This window comes from Shewanella sp. DW31 (assembly GCF_015767295.1).
In the GTDB taxonomy this organism is placed as follows: Bacteria; Pseudomonadota; Gammaproteobacteria; order Enterobacterales; family Shewanellaceae; genus Shewanella; species Shewanella oncorhynchi.
In genome coordinates, this window is the sequence record NZ_JADWMP020000008.1 from 16,842 (window position 1) to 33,157 (window position 16,316).

At 44.0% G+C, this 16,316-nt stretch carries 15 protein-coding genes; 8 read left to right on the plus strand and 7 right to left on the minus strand.

Annotation, left to right across the window (positions count from 1 at the left end):
- Window positions 1-237 precede the first annotated feature (237 nt).
- The 4 genes from GWI56_RS08695 to GWI56_RS08710 form a co-directional block, all read right to left on the minus strand.
- Window positions 238-1,149: an ABC transporter ATP-binding protein gene (locus GWI56_RS08695; protein ID WP_198572690.1), complete on the minus strand. Its 912-nt coding sequence runs from the start codon at window positions 1,147-1,149 to the stop codon at window positions 238-240.
- Window positions 1,146-1,976 carry an ABC transporter permease subunit gene (locus GWI56_RS08700; protein WP_198572691.1) on the minus strand — a complete coding sequence of 277 codons (831 nt, stop codon included), beginning with the start codon at window positions 1,974-1,976 and terminating at the stop codon, window positions 1,146-1,148. Before GWI56_RS08700 ends, GWI56_RS08695 begins: the two co-directional genes overlap by 4 nt.
- 175 nt (window positions 1,977-2,151) lie before the next feature.
- Window positions 2,152-2,823, minus strand: a complete 672-nt coding sequence (locus tag GWI56_RS08705; protein WP_113938766.1) for a DUF480 domain-containing protein — start codon at window positions 2,821-2,823, stop codon at window positions 2,152-2,154.
- Window positions 2,824-2,956: 133 nt separating this feature from the next.
- Window positions 2,957-3,799: a S1-like domain-containing RNA-binding protein gene (locus GWI56_RS08710; RefSeq protein WP_198572692.1), complete on the minus strand. Its 843-nt coding sequence runs from the start codon at window positions 3,797-3,799 to the stop codon at window positions 2,957-2,959.
- Between the two features lie 598 nt (window positions 3,800-4,397).
- Here GWI56_RS08710 and GWI56_RS08715 point away from each other — a divergent pair.
- From GWI56_RS08715 to GWI56_RS08750, 8 genes are all read left to right on the plus strand, one after another.
- The gene (locus GWI56_RS08715; RefSeq protein ID WP_011846564.1) at window positions 4,398-4,550 is read left to right on the plus strand and encodes a hypothetical protein; all 153 of its coding nucleotides are present in this window, start codon (window positions 4,398-4,400) and stop codon (window positions 4,548-4,550) included.
- Between the two features lie 487 nt (window positions 4,551-5,037).
- Window positions 5,038-6,951 carry a biosynthetic arginine decarboxylase gene (gene speA, locus GWI56_RS08720; protein WP_028760330.1) on the plus strand — a complete coding sequence of 638 codons (1,914 nt, stop codon included), beginning with the start codon at window positions 5,038-5,040 and terminating at the stop codon, window positions 6,949-6,951.
- A gap of 159 nt (window positions 6,952-7,110) precedes the next feature.
- A complete protein-coding gene (locus GWI56_RS08725; RefSeq protein WP_198572747.1) occupies window positions 7,111-8,052 on the plus strand; it encodes an adenosylmethionine decarboxylase in 942 nt (313 codons plus the stop codon).
- Window positions 8,053-8,080: 28 nt separating this feature from the next.
- Window positions 8,081-8,719 carry a pyridoxamine 5'-phosphate oxidase gene (pdxH, locus tag GWI56_RS08730; protein ID WP_131523902.1) on the plus strand — a complete coding sequence of 213 codons (639 nt, stop codon included), beginning with the start codon at window positions 8,081-8,083 and terminating at the stop codon, window positions 8,717-8,719.
- A 68-nt stretch (window positions 8,720-8,787) separates the two neighbouring features.
- Window positions 8,788-9,240 (plus strand): YaiI/YqxD family protein, encoded by a 453-nt coding sequence (locus tag GWI56_RS08735; RefSeq protein WP_006081277.1) that lies wholly within the window; start codon window positions 8,788-8,790, stop codon window positions 9,238-9,240.
- 155 nt (window positions 9,241-9,395) lie between these two features.
- Window positions 9,396-9,971 carry a YceI family protein gene (locus GWI56_RS08740; RefSeq protein ID WP_028760327.1) on the plus strand — a complete coding sequence of 192 codons (576 nt, stop codon included), beginning with the start codon at window positions 9,396-9,398 and terminating at the stop codon, window positions 9,969-9,971.
- 176 nt (window positions 9,972-10,147) lie between these two features.
- Window positions 10,148-10,504, plus strand: a complete 357-nt coding sequence (locus tag GWI56_RS08745; RefSeq protein WP_028760326.1) for a DUF3802 family protein — start codon at window positions 10,148-10,150, stop codon at window positions 10,502-10,504.
- Between the two features lie 423 nt (window positions 10,505-10,927).
- Window positions 10,928-11,290 (plus strand): STAS/SEC14 domain-containing protein, encoded by a 363-nt coding sequence (locus GWI56_RS08750; protein ID WP_028760325.1) that lies wholly within the window; start codon window positions 10,928-10,930, stop codon window positions 11,288-11,290.
- Window positions 11,291-11,301: 11 nt separating this feature from the next.
- Here the strand turns inward: GWI56_RS08750 and GWI56_RS08755 are convergent, their stop codons facing one another.
- From GWI56_RS08755 to nhaB, 3 genes are all read right to left on the minus strand, one after another.
- Window positions 11,302-13,932, minus strand: coding sequence for a PAS domain-containing protein (locus GWI56_RS08755; RefSeq protein WP_198572693.1), 2,631 nt, complete (start codon window positions 13,930-13,932; stop codon window positions 11,302-11,304).
- A 160-nt stretch (window positions 13,933-14,092) separates the two neighbouring features.
- Window positions 14,093-14,620: a disulfide bond formation protein DsbB gene (dsbB, locus tag GWI56_RS08760; RefSeq protein ID WP_028760323.1), complete on the minus strand. Its 528-nt coding sequence runs from the start codon at window positions 14,618-14,620 to the stop codon at window positions 14,093-14,095.
- An 89-nt stretch (window positions 14,621-14,709) separates the two neighbouring features.
- Window positions 14,710-16,311, minus strand: a complete 1,602-nt coding sequence (gene nhaB, locus GWI56_RS08765; protein ID WP_028760322.1) for a sodium/proton antiporter NhaB — start codon at window positions 16,309-16,311, stop codon at window positions 14,710-14,712.
- Between the last annotated feature and the right edge of the window lie 5 nt (window positions 16,312-16,316).

Consider the following 16,316-nt stretch of genomic DNA (forward strand, 5'->3'; position numbering starts at 1 on the left):
GTGAGGCTTTTGGTGATTGTGTGTTGCTAAAGTAAGTACAAGTTTGTCGGATTGAGTGGTGGGCTGATTTTACTGGGCGAAGTGACTGACTTAATTTAAAGGCTTATTGAAAGCCTTAATTTAAAGCCTTAATTTAAAACCTTAGTTAAAAGGCTTAAGCGCAAGGCGTATTGCGCTTAAGCTATAAATTGAACACTAATCAACCGTTGGGTGATGAGAAACCCTTTTAACGCTTGCCTATGAAAAGAGTGTTTCTTCCAGAGTGCGGCCTTTCAGCAGTATCTTGTATTGCCATTGATGCTGATTGAAGAGGGCGAATAGGCGCATTTCAATATCACTGTTGTGCGCTTTTTCTGTATTTGTGTCTAGCTGGATAATAAACACATTGCTTTGTTTTGAGCTGATGTTCACCACTCCCGCCAGTTTTGCCACTTCCGCTTGCAATGCATCGCTGTCACAGTTTTGCATGGTTAACGTCAGGTAATCGCTGTCGGTCGACGCATGCATTGACACAGCTTGACTCAGTTGGCCTTTATCTAAATACAATACTTGATCGCACAGCTTTTCGAGCTCATCGAGATTATGGGAGCTGATCATAAAAGTTGTGGTGGGTGATAAGGTTTTAACCAGTTCACGGACTTTTTTTGCATTGGCAGGGTCGAGTCCCGCTGTCGGTTCATCTAATAATACTAATTCTGGCGAGCCGATCAGCGCCTGCGCAATCGATACACGTTTACTCATACCGTGGCTAAGACTAGGCGGTTTTTGCTCTGCAACATCAATTAGATCGACCAAGGCCAACACGCGCAGTGCCTCTTGCTTTGCTTGCTCCACGTTCATGTCCTGCAGGCGAGCGAAAAATATTAACTGGCTGACAATCGTCAAGTTGGGATCGAGTACTGCATCCTGGGGCAAAGCGGCAATCTTGCCTAAGAGCTTAGGGCTATTGGGGGCTTCACCGAGTAGGGTTATGGTTCCAGAACTAGGTGATAAATAGCCGCATAACAGGCTAAAAAGTGTGGTTTTACCCGCGCCATTGGGACCGACAAGGGCGATGGGGGCACCCGCTTCAAGACTGAAGCTCACATCATTCAGCGCCTTTTTGCTGCCGTAAAGCTTCGACAGCCCTTGGCATTGGATCAGACTCATAGCGAGCTCCTTTGCATATAAATTCTGCCGAGCAAGAGGGCCACAGCGGTTTGTAACAGTGGAATAGGGGCATAGACTAAGCTATTGAGTCCATTGGTATTGAGCATGTCCGACAGTTGAGCACCGGGTAATACCCACTGGAGTTGTGCTAGTAGGCTAGATTGATTCGCTAACACCACGATAGTGATGGAAATCACTGTCCATAAAATGGTGGCAAACACCATAGCTTGGCGTGCCGTGCGCGCATACAGGGACAATAAAGTCATCACAGCCGTGTAGGGCAAGATCACTATGATGAGGTTAAGGCCCACTAAGGCGCCAGACGTTAACGCAGATAAAAACAGTTGGCTGTCGCGGCTGAGCGCGAGGGCTACAGTGGCGATAATCGTTAATAGGATCAGTAAACCTTGGATCAGAATTTGGCCGAGAAAACGGCCGAACAATAAGCTGTCACGGCTAGTGCGTATGGTTAAAAAGCGCAGCGTGCCGCGGGTTTTATCCGATGAGAACTGATCGGCGGCGATAAGAATACTGAACAGTGGAAACAAATACAGCGCAAAACACCAAAACACTGCCATTTCGGCCACGGGCCACTCAAAGAGCACATTGAGGGTATTGGCACCAAATAAGCTGTCGATGATATCTTTTACATTGGGCTGCAATAACATGGCCGATGCACTTTGAATGGGGTAAAGCAGAAGTACACCCCAAACTAAACCAAAGGCGACCAAGGCGATGATCCCGCGGGTATTAAATAAAAATTTGCGCAGTTCAAACATGGCGATAATCAACATGTTGTTGAAACTGCTGGGTGGATTATTGGTCATGTGCTGTCTCTATTCTTTTTTGCGCTAGGTTCAGGGGCTATGGTGCTTGGCGCGACTATGTTGGTGCGGTTCAGTTTCTCACCCTTGGGTAGACAGTGGATTGGTCCATAAGTGCCATGTTGCTCACATAGCACTTATTATCCATCGGTATTTATCAGTCATTATCTATCGCTAATTAGCTCAATGAGGCGATTAATTCATCGAGCTTTTGCGTCAGTTCGGCGACTTGTTGTTCAAGCTCTGTCACTCTGTTCACTAATTCAAGCGGCTCTGCGTCTACAGACACAGCGACATGGGCTAAGGTATGACTTGTGCTATGGGATTGGCTAGCACTTTCGTGCGATGATGCTGCAGAGAATAATTCCACATAACGGGATTCACGGCGACCGGCTTCTCTGGGTAATTGTTTTAAGAAGGGCTTTTCACGGCTCATTAATTGACGGATGCAATCTTCCACGTCGATCACGTCTTTAAATTCGTGTAGGCGGTTGCTGCGGGTCCGAAGTTCTCCCGGTGTTTGTGGGCCACGTAATAGCAACAAACAGACGATGGCGAGTGCGGCGGGGGACAGTTGAAGTTCGCTGAATTCGGTATTGCAGAATCTGTGCTTGTATTTAACGACGCGGCTGCCGAATCCCGACTGTTCGCTGATCAAACGTTTCCGATTTAGGGAATCAACGGCGATTTGCACTTGGGTTTCACTGAGTTCGAGTACGGGCTCGCGGCTGGTTTTTTGATTGCAGGCTAAGGTCAAAGAGTTTAGCGAGAGTGGATATTGCTCAGGGGTGGTGATTTCTTTCTCAAGCAGGCATCCGATGACTCTGGCTTCGTGTAACGTGAGTTCCATATAAGCTCCAAAGAAAAAAGCATGGCTTTGTTTATAACAGAGCCATGCTTAATATCCTAGGAGTTGTCAGTCAAACTCTGTCTTAGTGGCGGTAAACTGTACAATTTTAACGCTAAGTCCTGAATAGAGTTGATTATTCTGCGGTTTCAGTTAAACGCAGACCATCATTATCTATGCTCAGTTGGCCATTCTTAAACAAGCCACCTATGGCTTTTTTGAAGGCCTTTTTACTCATGCCAAGCTGATCGTAAATGATTTCAGCATCGGTTTTATCGGTCAGGGCTAAGAAGCCGCCAGCCTGTTTGAGTTTGATCAGAATGATGTGGGCGTGCTTCTCTAACTCTTGTTTACTGCCTTGTTGCAGCACAAGATCGATTTTGCCATCTCGGCGCACTTGTTTGATGAAACCTTTGAGTCTTTGGCCGAAACGCAGTTTTTGGAACACTTCGTTTTCGTAAATCACGCCCCAATGGGCATGATTAATAATGGCTTTGTAGCCTAAATCTGTGGTGCCGCCGATGTATAAATCAACCTGCTCACCAACTGTGTACTCAGGCTCTGTCTTATCGAGGAACTTATCGATTTTTGATGAGGCCATGATGCGTTCATCGGCGCGGTTGGCGTGTACATAGACCAGATATGAGCGGCCTTCTTCGATAGGCTTATGTTGCTCACCGAAGGGCAGTAATAAATCTTTATCTAAGCCCCAGTCTAAAAAGGCGCCATAAGGACCGGTTGCAACGGCTTTTAAATAGGCAAATTCGCCTACCTGTGCCAATGGACGGCGCGTGGTAGCAATCACGATATCTTCAGAATCTAGATACAGAAACACGTCAAGCAGATCACCGACTTGGCAGTCTTTTGGGGTGACTTTGTTTGGCAGCAGTACTTGCCCTAATTCGTGGGCGTTTAAATACACGCCAAAGCTGACTTGTTTTACAACCTCAAGTTTGCAGGTTTTACCTATCTGTACCATGGATCTCTCTGTGCATAATGGAATGTGATTCGGTTGCGATTATACACTTCGGTGCTGAAACTGCAGCATTATTGTCTTTGCGCTTTATTTTAGCGTGTGTGGGCCGTCACTCAGCGAAGGCTTGATCACGCATTGTGTCTCGGAGGAACCACTGATTTGTGGCGGGGTTTGGCGCCGTGATATTGGTTGTTTGGCTTTGCTTAATGTTGGCAAATGTGCATCACTTGAGTGACACACAAAAATCAGGGATATTTGCAGGGGTAAATGTCAATAAAAGTGACAAAGGTGATATAAAAAATATTGAACAGACTCGTACGACGTTTATGGGTTAACTAACTAATATTACTCTATTTAAAACCAATGGGTGGCGGGTGATTGTTAAGCAGGTGTTTATTATATTTTAATGTAAAAGATTAAATGAGATTCTTGCTTGCATTCTGTGACATTGCGCGGTTTAATTGCGCCGTTCAACGATTCCGCTCGTTGCAGACATTACAAATATTACGTGAGTAATAAAGGTTTTATGGTTCACCAGTCATTAACCGTGTAATTAACAGTAGATGTAGTTACATGGGGTTAAGAGGGTTTTTATTAGCTAATGCACAAGCATCCATTTTTTGCACTTTGCCTAAAAGTGTCACAATGCCAACGCTCGATTGTCGTACCATACGATGATACTGGCCTTAAGCATCTCACGTTGATCCGCATCAATTCTGGCCGCGAAGAAGCCAATAGTCCCCTGTTAAAATAATCTTGCCTAGAGATAAGCTGGTTTGGCGTTTTCGCTAGTTCAGTGTTATCGGTTTTCGTTTTCTACTTGTGTTATCGGTTTCTGAAGGTCTTAACCTCTTTTGAACGTCTTTAAGCTACTTATTAGCTTGATGTTTTAAGGATGCGACTCAGGATCTTATTTGGCTTTTTGGCGGTATTTGCGCCCTTTAGCCTGAGGATAAATGCAAGCGAGGCAAGTAAAGATAGCTTTACTGAGGTAAGGGAATAAGCTTTCCCTTCAATATGATACGATGTATTGCGCTAAGATGCGTTGTCTCTTGCGCTATTAATGAAAATCGCAGCAATGTCACTTACACTAGCGTGACGTTGCGGCATTAAGTAGAAGGTAAAATCTACCTTCGTGTATGTCAGGTAAGGTGTCCCTTTGCCTGGGTTTGTCGAACGGGCGGTTGTGCTATTAAGCCATAACCGTTTAACCCATTTTTTAATAGACGGGCTAAATAATAATGAATGATTGGTCTATTGATGATGCTCGTGCTGGGTACAATGTTACTCACTGGAGCCAAGGTTTTTATGGGATTAGCGATCAAGGTGAGGTGACTGTGTCACCGGACCCCAAAAATCCTGATTACAAGATTGGCTTAAATGAGCTAGCCAAAGACATGGTTAAAGCGGGCGTCGCTTTACCTGTACTAGTTCGTTTTCCGCAGATCCTGCACCACAGAGTGAACAGTTTGTGCCAAGCATTCGACCAAGCGATACAGAAGTACGAGTATCAGGCGGACTATTTGCTGGTTTACCCGATTAAAGTAAACCAACAGCAAACTGTGGTGGAAGAGATCCTGGCGAGTCAGGCATCAAAAGAAGTACCACAACTGGGTTTAGAAGCGGGCAGTAAGCCTGAGCTGATGGCTGTGTTAGCCATGGCGCAAAAAGCCAGTTCAGTCATTGTATGTAATGGTTATAAAGATAATGAATATATCCGTTTAGCACTGATTGGTGAAAAGTTAGGCCATAAGGTTTACATCGTTTTAGAAAAACTGTCTGAACTGAAAATGGTGTTAGCTGAATCTAAACGTCTGGGTGTGACACCGCGTTTAGGTCTACGTGCACGTTTAGCGTTCCAAGGCAAAGGCAAGTGGCAGGCGAGCGGCGGTGAAAAATCTAAGTTCGGTTTATCTGCTGCGCAAATTTTGCTGGTTGTAGAGCAACTTAAGCAACACGATATGCTGGATTCGCTGCAATTGCTGCATTTCCACTTAGGTTCGCAAATCGCTAATATCCGTGATATTCGCCAAGGTGTGAGTGAAGCGGGTCGTTTCTACTGTGAATTACGTGAATTAGGCGCAAGCGTTAACTGCTTTGACGTCGGTGGTGGTTTAGCGGTGGATTACGATGGTACTCGTAGCCAAAGTAATAACTCGATGAACTATGGCCTGACAGAATACGCCAACAACATAGTTAACGTATTGACTGACATCTGTAATGAATACGAGCAACCTATGCCACGTATTATTTCAGAATCGGGTCGTTACTTAACGGCGCACCATGCTGTGCTTATCACCGATGTTATCGGTACTGAAGCTTATCAGCCTGAAGATATTCAACCGCCAGCGGAAGATTCACCACAGTTATTGCATAACATGTGGCATTCATGGTCTGAGATCAGCGGCCGCGCCGATCAACGTGCTTTGATTGAGATTTACCACGATAGCCAAAGTGACTTACAAGAAGCGCATTCGCTATTCGCTTTAGGTCAATTGACCTTAGCGGAGCGTGCGTGGGCTGAGCAAGCTAACCTGCGCGTGTGTCATGAAGTGCAAGGGCTATTGAGTGCGAAAAACCGTTATCACAGACCTATCATTGATGAACTCAATGAAAAGTTAGCCGATAAGTTCTTTGTTAACTTCTCATTATTCCAGTCATTACCGGATGCTTGGGGTATTGACCAAGTGTTCCCAGTATTGCCGTTATCGGGCCTAGATAAAGCCCCTGAGCGCCGTGCTGTCATGCTCGATATCACCTGTGACTCTGACGGTATTGTCGATCAATACGTTGATGGTCAAGGGATTGAAACCACACTGCCAGTGCCAGCATGGAGTGCGGATAGCCCGTACCTGATTGGTTTCTTCCTTGTGGGTGCATACCAAGAAATCTTGGGTGATATGCATAACCTGTTTGGTGATACAAACTCAGCAGTGGTTCGCATCGAAGATAATGGTGTGACTAACATCGAATCTGTATTGGCGGGTGACACGGTTGCTGACGTATTGCGTTACGTTAACTTAGATGCGGTGGCCTTTATGCGCACTTATGAAGAGTTAGTGAATCTGCATATCGCCGAAGGTGAACGCGCACAAATTTTAGAAGAATTGCAACTAGGGCTGAAAGGCTATACCTATTTAGAAGATTTTTCTTAATTTCTAGCGTGTTAAAATAAATCAGCCTTGGGTAACCTCGGCTGATTTTTGTTTTTATAAGGACAGATTTTTCGCTTTTATTGCCGTTTTAGTCGTGTAAAATCGCGTTGTTCTAGGATCAAGTAAAGGATGAGTGACGATCATGAGGTCAAAGGGTTGATGTTTTTTGAAGGTTCAGAAAAAAAACTCGAGATTATCGTGACGGCGTCTGCGCCGAATTTACGAGAACTCGATGTGAGTTTTTGGTCTGCCTTAGTCAACTGTGCCCACGCCGAGATACTGTCGCAGTTAAGTAATGCGGACTGTGATGCCTATCTTTTGAGCGAATCCAGCTTGTTCGTATGGCACGACAGATTTGTCATGCTCACCTGTGGTAACAGTACCTTAGTGGACGCCGCCTGTTACTTTATCGGCGCGCTTGGCGTGCCTGCCATGGCATTGGTGAGTTATCAGCGTAAAAACGAATACCAAGCTCATCTGCAAACCACGAGTTTTTCCGAGGATATTGGCAAACTGCGCCAACGTATTGCCGGTAAAGCCTTTCGAGTGGGCCATCTCGACAGCCATCATCACTATTTTTTCTGCTCTGACAGTGATTATCGAGCACCAAAGGATGATCAAACCAGTGAGCTGTTGATGTACCACATTCGTGGTGAATTTGCTGACTATCTTAATGGCGGCTCGCAGAGTAAAGATGAGATTTGCGCCGCACTCGAACTTAACGATTTACTCCCTGAATTTGAGATTGACGCCCATTTATTTGATCCGTCAGGCTTTTCGATGAACGGTCTTTGGGGCAAATATTATGTTACTTTGCATATTACGCCTCAAAGCGAGAATGCGTGCGCTAGCTCCTATGTGAGCTTTGAAACGAATCTGGATTTAGCGCAGTATCCGCAAGATCTATTGGGGCGTCTATTAACCTTGTTTGCTCCTGTCAGTTGGGACACAATCCGCTTTAATACCGACGACTCAACGCAGGGATTTCCTGCCCATTTATGCTTAGGGCGGTGTTCATTAACGACCGAGCAAGGTTATAACATTGGTTTTAGCCACTATCAGCAGCTTCAGGCTGAAGTGCTGATCCCTGAACTCATGTGAATTTTTGGCGTTTGCTTAAGGAAACCCTATGACAGATCTCAGTGATATCCGCCGCGAGTATGCCAAAGGCGGCTTAAGACGTGCCGACTTACCGCAAAACCCGATGGATTTGTTTGAACTGTGGATGACGCAGGCGAGGGATGCAGAGCTTAGCGATCCCACTGCCATGTGTGTGGCGACTGTGGATGAGCACGGCCAACCTTTTCAACGAATAGTATTACTTAAGCGTTTTGATGACACAGGTTTCGTATTTTTTACTAACCTTGGCAGCCGCAAAGCACAGCAAATTGCTGCTAATAATAAAGTCAGTTTGCATTTCCCTTGGCATCCTCTAGAGCGTCAAGTATCGGTGCTCGGTGAAGCGCAGGCACTGTCCACCGCTGAAGTGCTTAAATACTTTATGACCCGTCCTAAGGACAGCCAAATTGCGGCTTGGGTATCGCAGCAGTCGAGTAAACTCAGCGCTAGACAAGTACTTGAAGGCAAATTCTTCGAAATGAAAGCTAAGTTCGCCAAGGGCGATGTGCCTTTACCCAGTTTTTGGGGCGGTTACTTAGTGAGACCTTCGAGTATCGAATTTTGGCAGGGTGGAGAACATAGGCTGCATGATCGTTTTATTTATTCTCGCCATGATGCAGAGTGGGAAATCGATCGTTTAGCGCCTTAGTACGGTGCATAGTACGATAGCTCAGCATAAAACTGAGTTTGTGAACCTAACAACAGAGTTAAAAGACATTGAGTGATTATAAAATTTGGGTTGATGCGGATGCATGCCCTAATCCTATCAAAGAAATCCTGTTCCGGGCGGCGGAGCGCAAAGCCCTGCCGCTGGTGCTGGTGGCTAATCAAATGATCCGTGTACCGCCATCTCCCTATATCAGCCAAATTCGCGTTGGTGCGGGATTTGATGTGGCCGATCAATATATTGTCGATCATGTTGAACCGACGCATTTAGTGATCACCGCGGATATTCCCTTAGCGGCTTTAATCATTGAAAAGGGCGCATTGGCGCTCAATCCCCGTGGCGAGCTTTATACCGTCGATAACATAAAACAAAAGCTGACGATGCGCGATTTTATGGAGGATTTGCGCGGTTCTGGCGTGCACACTGGCGGGCCTGATTCGTTTTCTCAAGCAGATAAACAGGCTTTTGCCAATAGCTTAGATAAATGGTTAGTGCGCGTATGAATCATAGTTTACTGGTCGCTAATGGATAAACAGAGTATCTTTAGCTTAAGTTAGGTGATGTTGATCACGTTTAACTGGGCAGGATTTTAGCCTGTTGCGGATGTCGAATTTCTTTACGACATGGCTTTTAAACTCACTCTTTAAGGACGGATACGATGAAAAAATGGATGGGAATTGTCGCCTTATCTGCTATGGCCAGTTTTAGCTGTGCCGCGCAATGGCAAGTGATGGAACAAGATTCGCGAGTCAGTTTTATTTCGGTAAAGAAAGGTGATATAGGTGAAGTCCATCACTTTAAACAACTCAAAGGTACGCTAAAAGATAACGGTCAATTTGAATTAACAATTCCACTAATCGGTGTGGCAACGGGTATTGATGTCCGCGATGAGCGGATGCAAAATTTGTTATTTGAAGTGTCTTTGTATCCAGAGCTGAAACTGTCATCACAAGTAGACCCTAAGATACTAAAAAATCTTGGCGTCGGTGAGAGTAAAGTTTTTGATATTGATGGAAAAATTGCGTTACACGGCAAATCGCAAACTAAGGCTTTTTCGGTGATTATCACTAAAGTTTCTGATAACAAACTTTTAGTGAACAGTTTTCAACCGGTAATTGTTAATGCCAATGAGTTTGATCTTGTGGCTGGGATTGATAAATTACGTGAAATTGCGGGTTTATCGAGCATTAGTCAAGCTGTTCCTGTGTCATTTGTACTAACCTTAACGCAGTAACTTCAATAAGATTGGTATAGATCAATACGTCTGTTATCGAAGATAGGCTAGAGTTAAATAAGTGGCGTATGCTAGATCTTGATAAGAAGCCGAGCTTTTGGCTTCTTTGATATTTTCTGATGTGCTATTAATAGCATCACAATAGATATTAAGTTAATGAGTTTAAAGGGTAAAAAATGGTCACAGATAAAGATGGTTACATGCATTTGGTCCAGTATTTAACTGAACATCTTGGCTTATTTGAAACACCAGGTTCAGAGGTAGTTTCAGACGATACTGTGATGGAATTATTTGAAGAGCAATTGTCGGCACAGATCATTATGGTGTGTGGCCAAAATCCATCGTTGTCTTTTACGCAACGTAATGTGATTATCCGTGAAGTGGATGCAATTGTGTATGATTTAGAAGAGATTTTAGCTTCAGTTGCCAACCATAAAGCGACTCCCGCACAGACTTTATTTATTACCGAGTTTTCTAGTTTGATTAAGAATTTGTTCGATCAAGAAATCGCTAAACTTCAAGTGAGTGCTTAGTCAGAATAGCAATTAGATTATCTATTAATGCGTGATTTCAGGTAAGTCACGACTAATACTAATTTTTAGCGGCGTAAATCATCATCGTTTGAGTACCATGTGTTTCCTCACTCTTATTGTTAAGCTCGAGCAGTCGTAGCCTTGAGTGTGAGGTAAATATCTGCTCTTTGCTTCACCTCATGTTATTTCGTATGGTCACCATTTTTCATCGAGTTCTGCGACTAAGTTTTGTTGCTGGGTTATGCGAGTTATCGCTGTGGATTCGCTCCTTTTGGCGTCATTTGCATTGCTAATGTGTATGTATAAAATGGTGTTAGCTTAAAATAAAAATCCCATCTTTCCCGCATTTATGTCATTGTCTGTGTATCTTTAGTGTATGAGCTTTAACTATTTTTCCCTTCATGTATTGATAAGGAGTGTTCAATGCTAACGATTTCTTCGGGTCATGCCGATGATATATTAGCTGTGGTCGCATCTGGCCGTGTTAACCATGGGGATGTTGAAGGCTATTTGGTTCCCGCCATAGAAGCCAAGCTGCAAGACCACGCCAGTATTCGCCTTTGGTACGAGTTTTCCCCTGAATTTGAAGGTATATCCGTTGGGGCCCTGTGGGATGATGCGGTATTAGGTTTATTTCATTTAAGTGATTTTTCAAGGGTCGTGATGATTGCCAATGCCACTCAAACAAATGCTATGGTTAATGCGCTAGCCTGCATGCTGCCATGTCCGGTAAAGGTATTTACCGCCGATGAACATAGCCAAGCCAAGGCATGGTTAGATCAATAATGCACCTTTGTTTATTGCGGTTCTAAACCTGTACTCAGTGGCCAACGACATTGAATGTGTGTGCCTTGGTTCAAGTGGCTACTGATGCTAAGGCTGCCATTGAGATCATTTTTAAGCCACAGATTTATACAGGTCAGCGTTCCAAGGCAGAGTTCTTGCGCTAGTTCTTGCCGTAACTGTGCGAGTTGCGGCTCTGTCATACCTATCCCATTATCGATAATACTGATGTGTAACTCTTCACTCGACTTGTCGATATTAATGGTTATTTCACGCTGTTCATTGTGAGCTTTAAATGCATGATTCAACGTGTTGGTGATTAGACGATAAAACAGCTGCAAATATTGCCAAGAAGGGCCATCAATGATGATATTTTCTTCACAATTTAACGCTATTTCCACATTTGTTTTAGCTAATTGTACCTTTAGCAACCCTAAGAGATGGCGCATAAATTGTGCGAGATGCAGTGGCCGAATGTCATTTTGATGATTCGTTAATAACTGGGCAATATGTCGCAGTTTATCTGCCTGAGTCACCATGATTTCGGTGATCTGATTTTGGTCGCTAGCATTATCTATTGGCTGAAGTTGGCACACTTTGGCGAGTAGCTGATCTTGTTCATGCATAATTTGCGTCATCATTTCAGCTAGAAAATTTTGCATTAGCTGTTGGCTTTGTTCACGACTGAGATTGAGTTGATGATGCTTCTCAAGTAATTGGGTTGATTTGTCTTGGAGCAGATGGAGTTCATGGTTATGTTGATTACTGAGGCGAACTTGTTCTTGTAGGTGATTAAGCGCCTCGACTTGCCCTAAAAGTAACTTTTCTTGTTCTTGCTCTTTGATTTTTTGCAAGGTGATATCAAAGGCGATAGCACCGACTGCAATAACGGTATCGTCATCATCTTTGATCTTAAATTTAGTCACGATATAAATAAGATTGCCTAGGGGCGATGGAATAGCTTCTTCGAAGTTTATGGCTTCATGATTATGCAGAACGCGTCGATCATTTTGTTGATATTCGTGGGCAAATTGGCTGGGAAATATCTCAAAATCAGAGGTGCCAATAATGCGTCTGCGTTCTATACCTAAGATTTCACAATATTTGTCATTGACGAGAATATATTTACCGTGAAGATCTTTGATATAGATGAGATTTTGAGAAAATTTAAGCAAAGCCCTCAATTGTTCTTTATGGCGCTTTAACTCCAGTTGAAACAGATTTTGGCTCTGCAATTGCTGTTCTAGCGCCAGGTTACTCGCATCTAAGCTCGCCATTGCCACTTCAAGCTGTCGAGTACGCGACAGGAATGTTTTTGCCAATAAGCCAATTTCGTCATGGCTGTTATTGGCTTTGAGTTCGATAGAGGCGGAATCATTACGTTTTAAGGCTTGGACGATTTCAATAATGGGGGTAATAAATAGTTGGTGCTGGAGTAAGAATAATAGAATTAGGCCTAATAGTTGAATACAGACTAAATAAACGCCGACCTTTTCGATTAAATGTTTAGCGGTATCCTGCAGCGGTGAAATTGGGGTGACGACAAGTACCTTCCAATAGGTATTTGGCATGAGAAATACCGAAACGAGGGATGCCGTTTTAAGGATTGGATCATGGGTCAAAGTTACCGATGTCAGTAATTTCGGGGCAGTAAAATGATTTAAAGCATTGTTATTTACGATGGCCGCTAACATGTCACGCTCATCTTGATGACTTAGTCTCGTTAGATGCTGCATCTGTTCTTGGGTAAAAACGCGCTCGGCAATCGCCGCTTCTATAAAGGCTTTATCTGCACTCTGTAATGCGACTTCGACGGGGCTGAAATCTGGCTGTTGGCTGGCGAGATGATTGAAGGTGACGAAAGAATGATTGGTATTGGTTTGATGCTTAAGATTGTTATTGGCATCTGGATAGGCGAGTACTTGGTTTTGATGATCTAAGGCTATGACATAGCCTCTGACATTAATCATAGCATTGCGTAACAGCACATTGAGCTTTTCTAAACTGATATCCACAGTGGCGGCACCAATAAACTGATGGTCCATCCACATAGCGCCTGAGGCTGTGATCATTGACTCATGGGTTGTCGGATCGAAATAAGATTTTGACCAGAAAATTTTACCAGTAGGAAAATAGCGCGTCGGGCGATACCATTCTTCGGTGTGGTAGCTTGGGAACGTGTCTTTGTTATAGGAATCAATGGCGACTAATTCATCGTTTACATTGTGTGCCCAAAACAGGCTATCTCGAAATTTTTGCTGATTAAACGCGCCGGGTTCCGGCCAGACGCCGCCACCAGAAATGATGCGTTGTTGACTATCGAGTTTCAGCAACGTGGGAATGGTTTTCACCAGTTGCTCATGATCATAGCGGTAAAGTTTGGCAATACTGGAAATAGAGTCGACTACGGTTTCAACCTGTGAAGTCATTTCTTGCAGTTTGGCAATAATCAACTGGCCATAGTTTTGGTTTAACACGGCTTGCTGATCAAGAACTTGTTGGCGTTGAATGCTCAGCATCACCCAAGCTGTACTACAAATCAAAATAGCGGCAATGACGAGCTGAATAAGGCTAAATTTGAATGGCAAACTGTTTTGCCATTGGGTTAATGGCGTGTGTGGCTCAGATGTCGAACTTTTTCCCATAATCCCCAGTTTCCAAATCACCACTTTTCATTGAGCCAGTGTAGCGCTTTCTCACTGTTTTGCTATTGGCATATGTTTAAGTTGCGAGGATTGAATAGGATAAGTGGAATATAATCGTCAATAAAAAGGCAGGTTTTATGCCTGCCTTATCTCAAACTCGTTATTTATAAAGAGACGGTTTATTTGAACCACTTAGGACAGGCACAATAAAGAGTAACCAAGCGACTAAGAAGCCACTGAAAGCCACTACCATCCATTCGGGCATCGTTACACCCATAAAGACCCAAGGTACATCAGTACACATGCCAGTAGGCATCATAACGGCAGGGAACCATTCGTGTAATGGCATCCAAGCTGGAAATTCAGGTAAGAATGAGCAGGTTGAAAAAGGGGATGGGTTGGCTTGCATATCTACGAGCGATAAGGCTAGTTTTAATCCCCAAGTTGCGCTGATGGCCCAGAGCACGGCAGCTAAGATCCTGACGATTCGATATTTGGGTGCTGTCATGCCAATGAGACCTGCTGCCAATAAACCAAAAATAGCGAGTCTTTGGTAAATACACATGACACAGGGTTCCAGTTTCATAACATATTGAAAATACAGGGCGGCTGCTTCTAACCCAAGGGCTGTGCCTGCGAGAATAAACCAAGATGAACGGGAATGGGCAAAGCGAGTCATTACAGTCAAAGTGAGCTCCATATCAACAAAAAACGCCCTCAGACATGGGGCGTTTTTTGGACTCTACTTATTAAATAAAGTTCAGTCAATAAAGAAGATTAATGTCCAGTCATCGGCTCTAAAACTTCACTAGCGCTGTGATGGATGATTATCTGGGAATCATAGAAATATTGGGTAGCTTGTTCTAAGAAACCCGTTTGAATCGCCATGACACCTACGATAGACAGCACGATAGTGTAAGGTAATGCCATCCATACCATTCTGCCATAGGATAAGCGGATAAGTGGCGCTAGGGCTGAGGTTAGTAGGAACAAGAACGCCGCTTGACCATTGGGCGTGGCAACCGAAGGTAAGTTAGTTCCAGTATTAATCGCAACGGCCAGCAAGTCGAATTGATCACGGCTGATTTGACCGTTAATCAATGCCGCTTTCACTTCGTTAATGTACACAGTGCCGACGAACACGTTATCACTCACCATAGACAGTAATCCGTTGGCGATATAGAAAATCACCAACTGAGTATTGCCTTGATAACTCAGTGCCCATTGGATCACTGGTGCGAATAAGTGCTGGTCGATAATCACACCAACAACCGCAAAGAAGACAGCTAATAACGCGGTAAAAGGCAGTGCTTCTTCGAAAGCTTTACCGAGGGCATGCTCATCGGTAACGCCGTTAAAGGCTGTGGTTAAAATAATCACAGAAAGACCAATTAAGCCCACTGAGGCCAAGTGCAATGCAAGTCCAGCGATCAACCAGACACCCACTAAGGCTTGGACGATTAACTTCATGTTGTCTTTATTGGTACGGCGCGCATCTTCATGGGCGGCATATTCACATAAGATCCGATGAACGGCCGTTGGCAACTTAGCGCCATAACCAAAAATGCCAAATTTTTCAACTAAGTAACAAGTTAAGATACCCGAGATTAATACTGGAACAGTAACGGGTGACATACGCACGGCGAATTCACCAAATTGCCAATTTGCTTGCGCGGCGATAATAAGGTTTTGTGGTTCACCGACCATAGTACACACGCCGCCCAGTGCAGTACCCACACCCGCATGCATTAACAGATTACGTAGGAAACCACGGAATGCACTGAGTTCTTCTTCGTTTAACTGATCTTCACCATCATCATTTTTACCTTCAGAGGTATGATCGTGATCAGCGCCGAAATCTTTTCCAGAAGCGACCTTGTGGTAAATAGAATAGAAACCCACAGCGACCGCGATAATGACGGCAATAACCGTTAACGCATCTAAGAAGGCTGATAAAAAGGCTGAAGCCAAACAAAACATTAATGACACTAAAATTTTAGAGCGCACTTTAGTAATGATCTTCGTGAAGCCAAATAGCAGCAATTGCTTCATGAAATATATACCAGCGACCATAAACACCAAGAGTAATAATACTTCGAGGTTGGCTTCTATTTCATGTAAGACTTGGCTTGCCGATGTCATTCCGATCGCGACGGCTTCAATTGCCAATAATCCGCCAGGCTGTAATGGATAGCATTTTAATGCCATTGCTAAGGTAAAAATAAATTCAAGCACCAATACCCAACCAGCCACAAAGGGGTCGACATAGAAAAAGAGTATTGGATTGATAATTAAAAATGACAGTATTGCGGTTTTGTACCACTTAGGAGAATTTCCTAAGAAGTTCCCAATAAACGCCTGACTCATTGTCGCCGGCATGGCAG

Coding starts and splice junctions, on each gene's coding strand:
- GWI56_RS08695 (WP_198572690.1), bottom strand. CDS start 1,149: ATGAGTCTGATCCAATGCCAAGGGCTGTCGAAGCTTTACGGCAGCAAA.
- GWI56_RS08700 (WP_198572691.1), bottom strand. CDS start 1,976: ATGACCAATAATCCACCCAGCAGTTTCAACAACATGTTGATTATCGCC.
- GWI56_RS08705 (WP_113938766.1), bottom strand. CDS start 2,823: ATGGAACTCACGTTACACGAAGCCAGAGTCATCGGATGCCTGCTTGAG.
- GWI56_RS08710 (WP_198572692.1), bottom strand. CDS start 3,799: ATGGTACAGATAGGTAAAACCTGCAAACTTGAGGTTGTAAAACAAGTC.
- GWI56_RS08715 (WP_011846564.1), top strand. CDS start 4,398: ATGCACAAGCATCCATTTTTTGCACTTTGCCTAAAAGTGTCACAATGC.
- speA (WP_028760330.1), top strand. CDS start 5,038: ATGAATGATTGGTCTATTGATGATGCTCGTGCTGGGTACAATGTTACT.
- GWI56_RS08725 (WP_198572747.1), top strand. CDS start 7,111: ATGTTTTTTGAAGGTTCAGAAAAAAAACTCGAGATTATCGTGACGGCG.
- pdxH (WP_131523902.1), top strand. CDS start 8,081: ATGACAGATCTCAGTGATATCCGCCGCGAGTATGCCAAAGGCGGCTTA.
- GWI56_RS08740 (WP_028760327.1), top strand. CDS start 9,396: ATGAAAAAATGGATGGGAATTGTCGCCTTATCTGCTATGGCCAGTTTT.
- GWI56_RS08745 (WP_028760326.1), top strand. CDS start 10,148: ATGGTCACAGATAAAGATGGTTACATGCATTTGGTCCAGTATTTAACT.
- GWI56_RS08750 (WP_028760325.1), top strand. CDS start 10,928: ATGCTAACGATTTCTTCGGGTCATGCCGATGATATATTAGCTGTGGTC.
- GWI56_RS08755 (WP_198572693.1), bottom strand. CDS start 13,932: ATGGGAAAAAGTTCGACATCTGAGCCACACACGCCATTAACCCAATGG.
- nhaB (WP_028760322.1), bottom strand. CDS start 16,311: ATGCCGGCGACAATGAGTCAGGCGTTTATTGGGAACTTCTTAGGAAAT.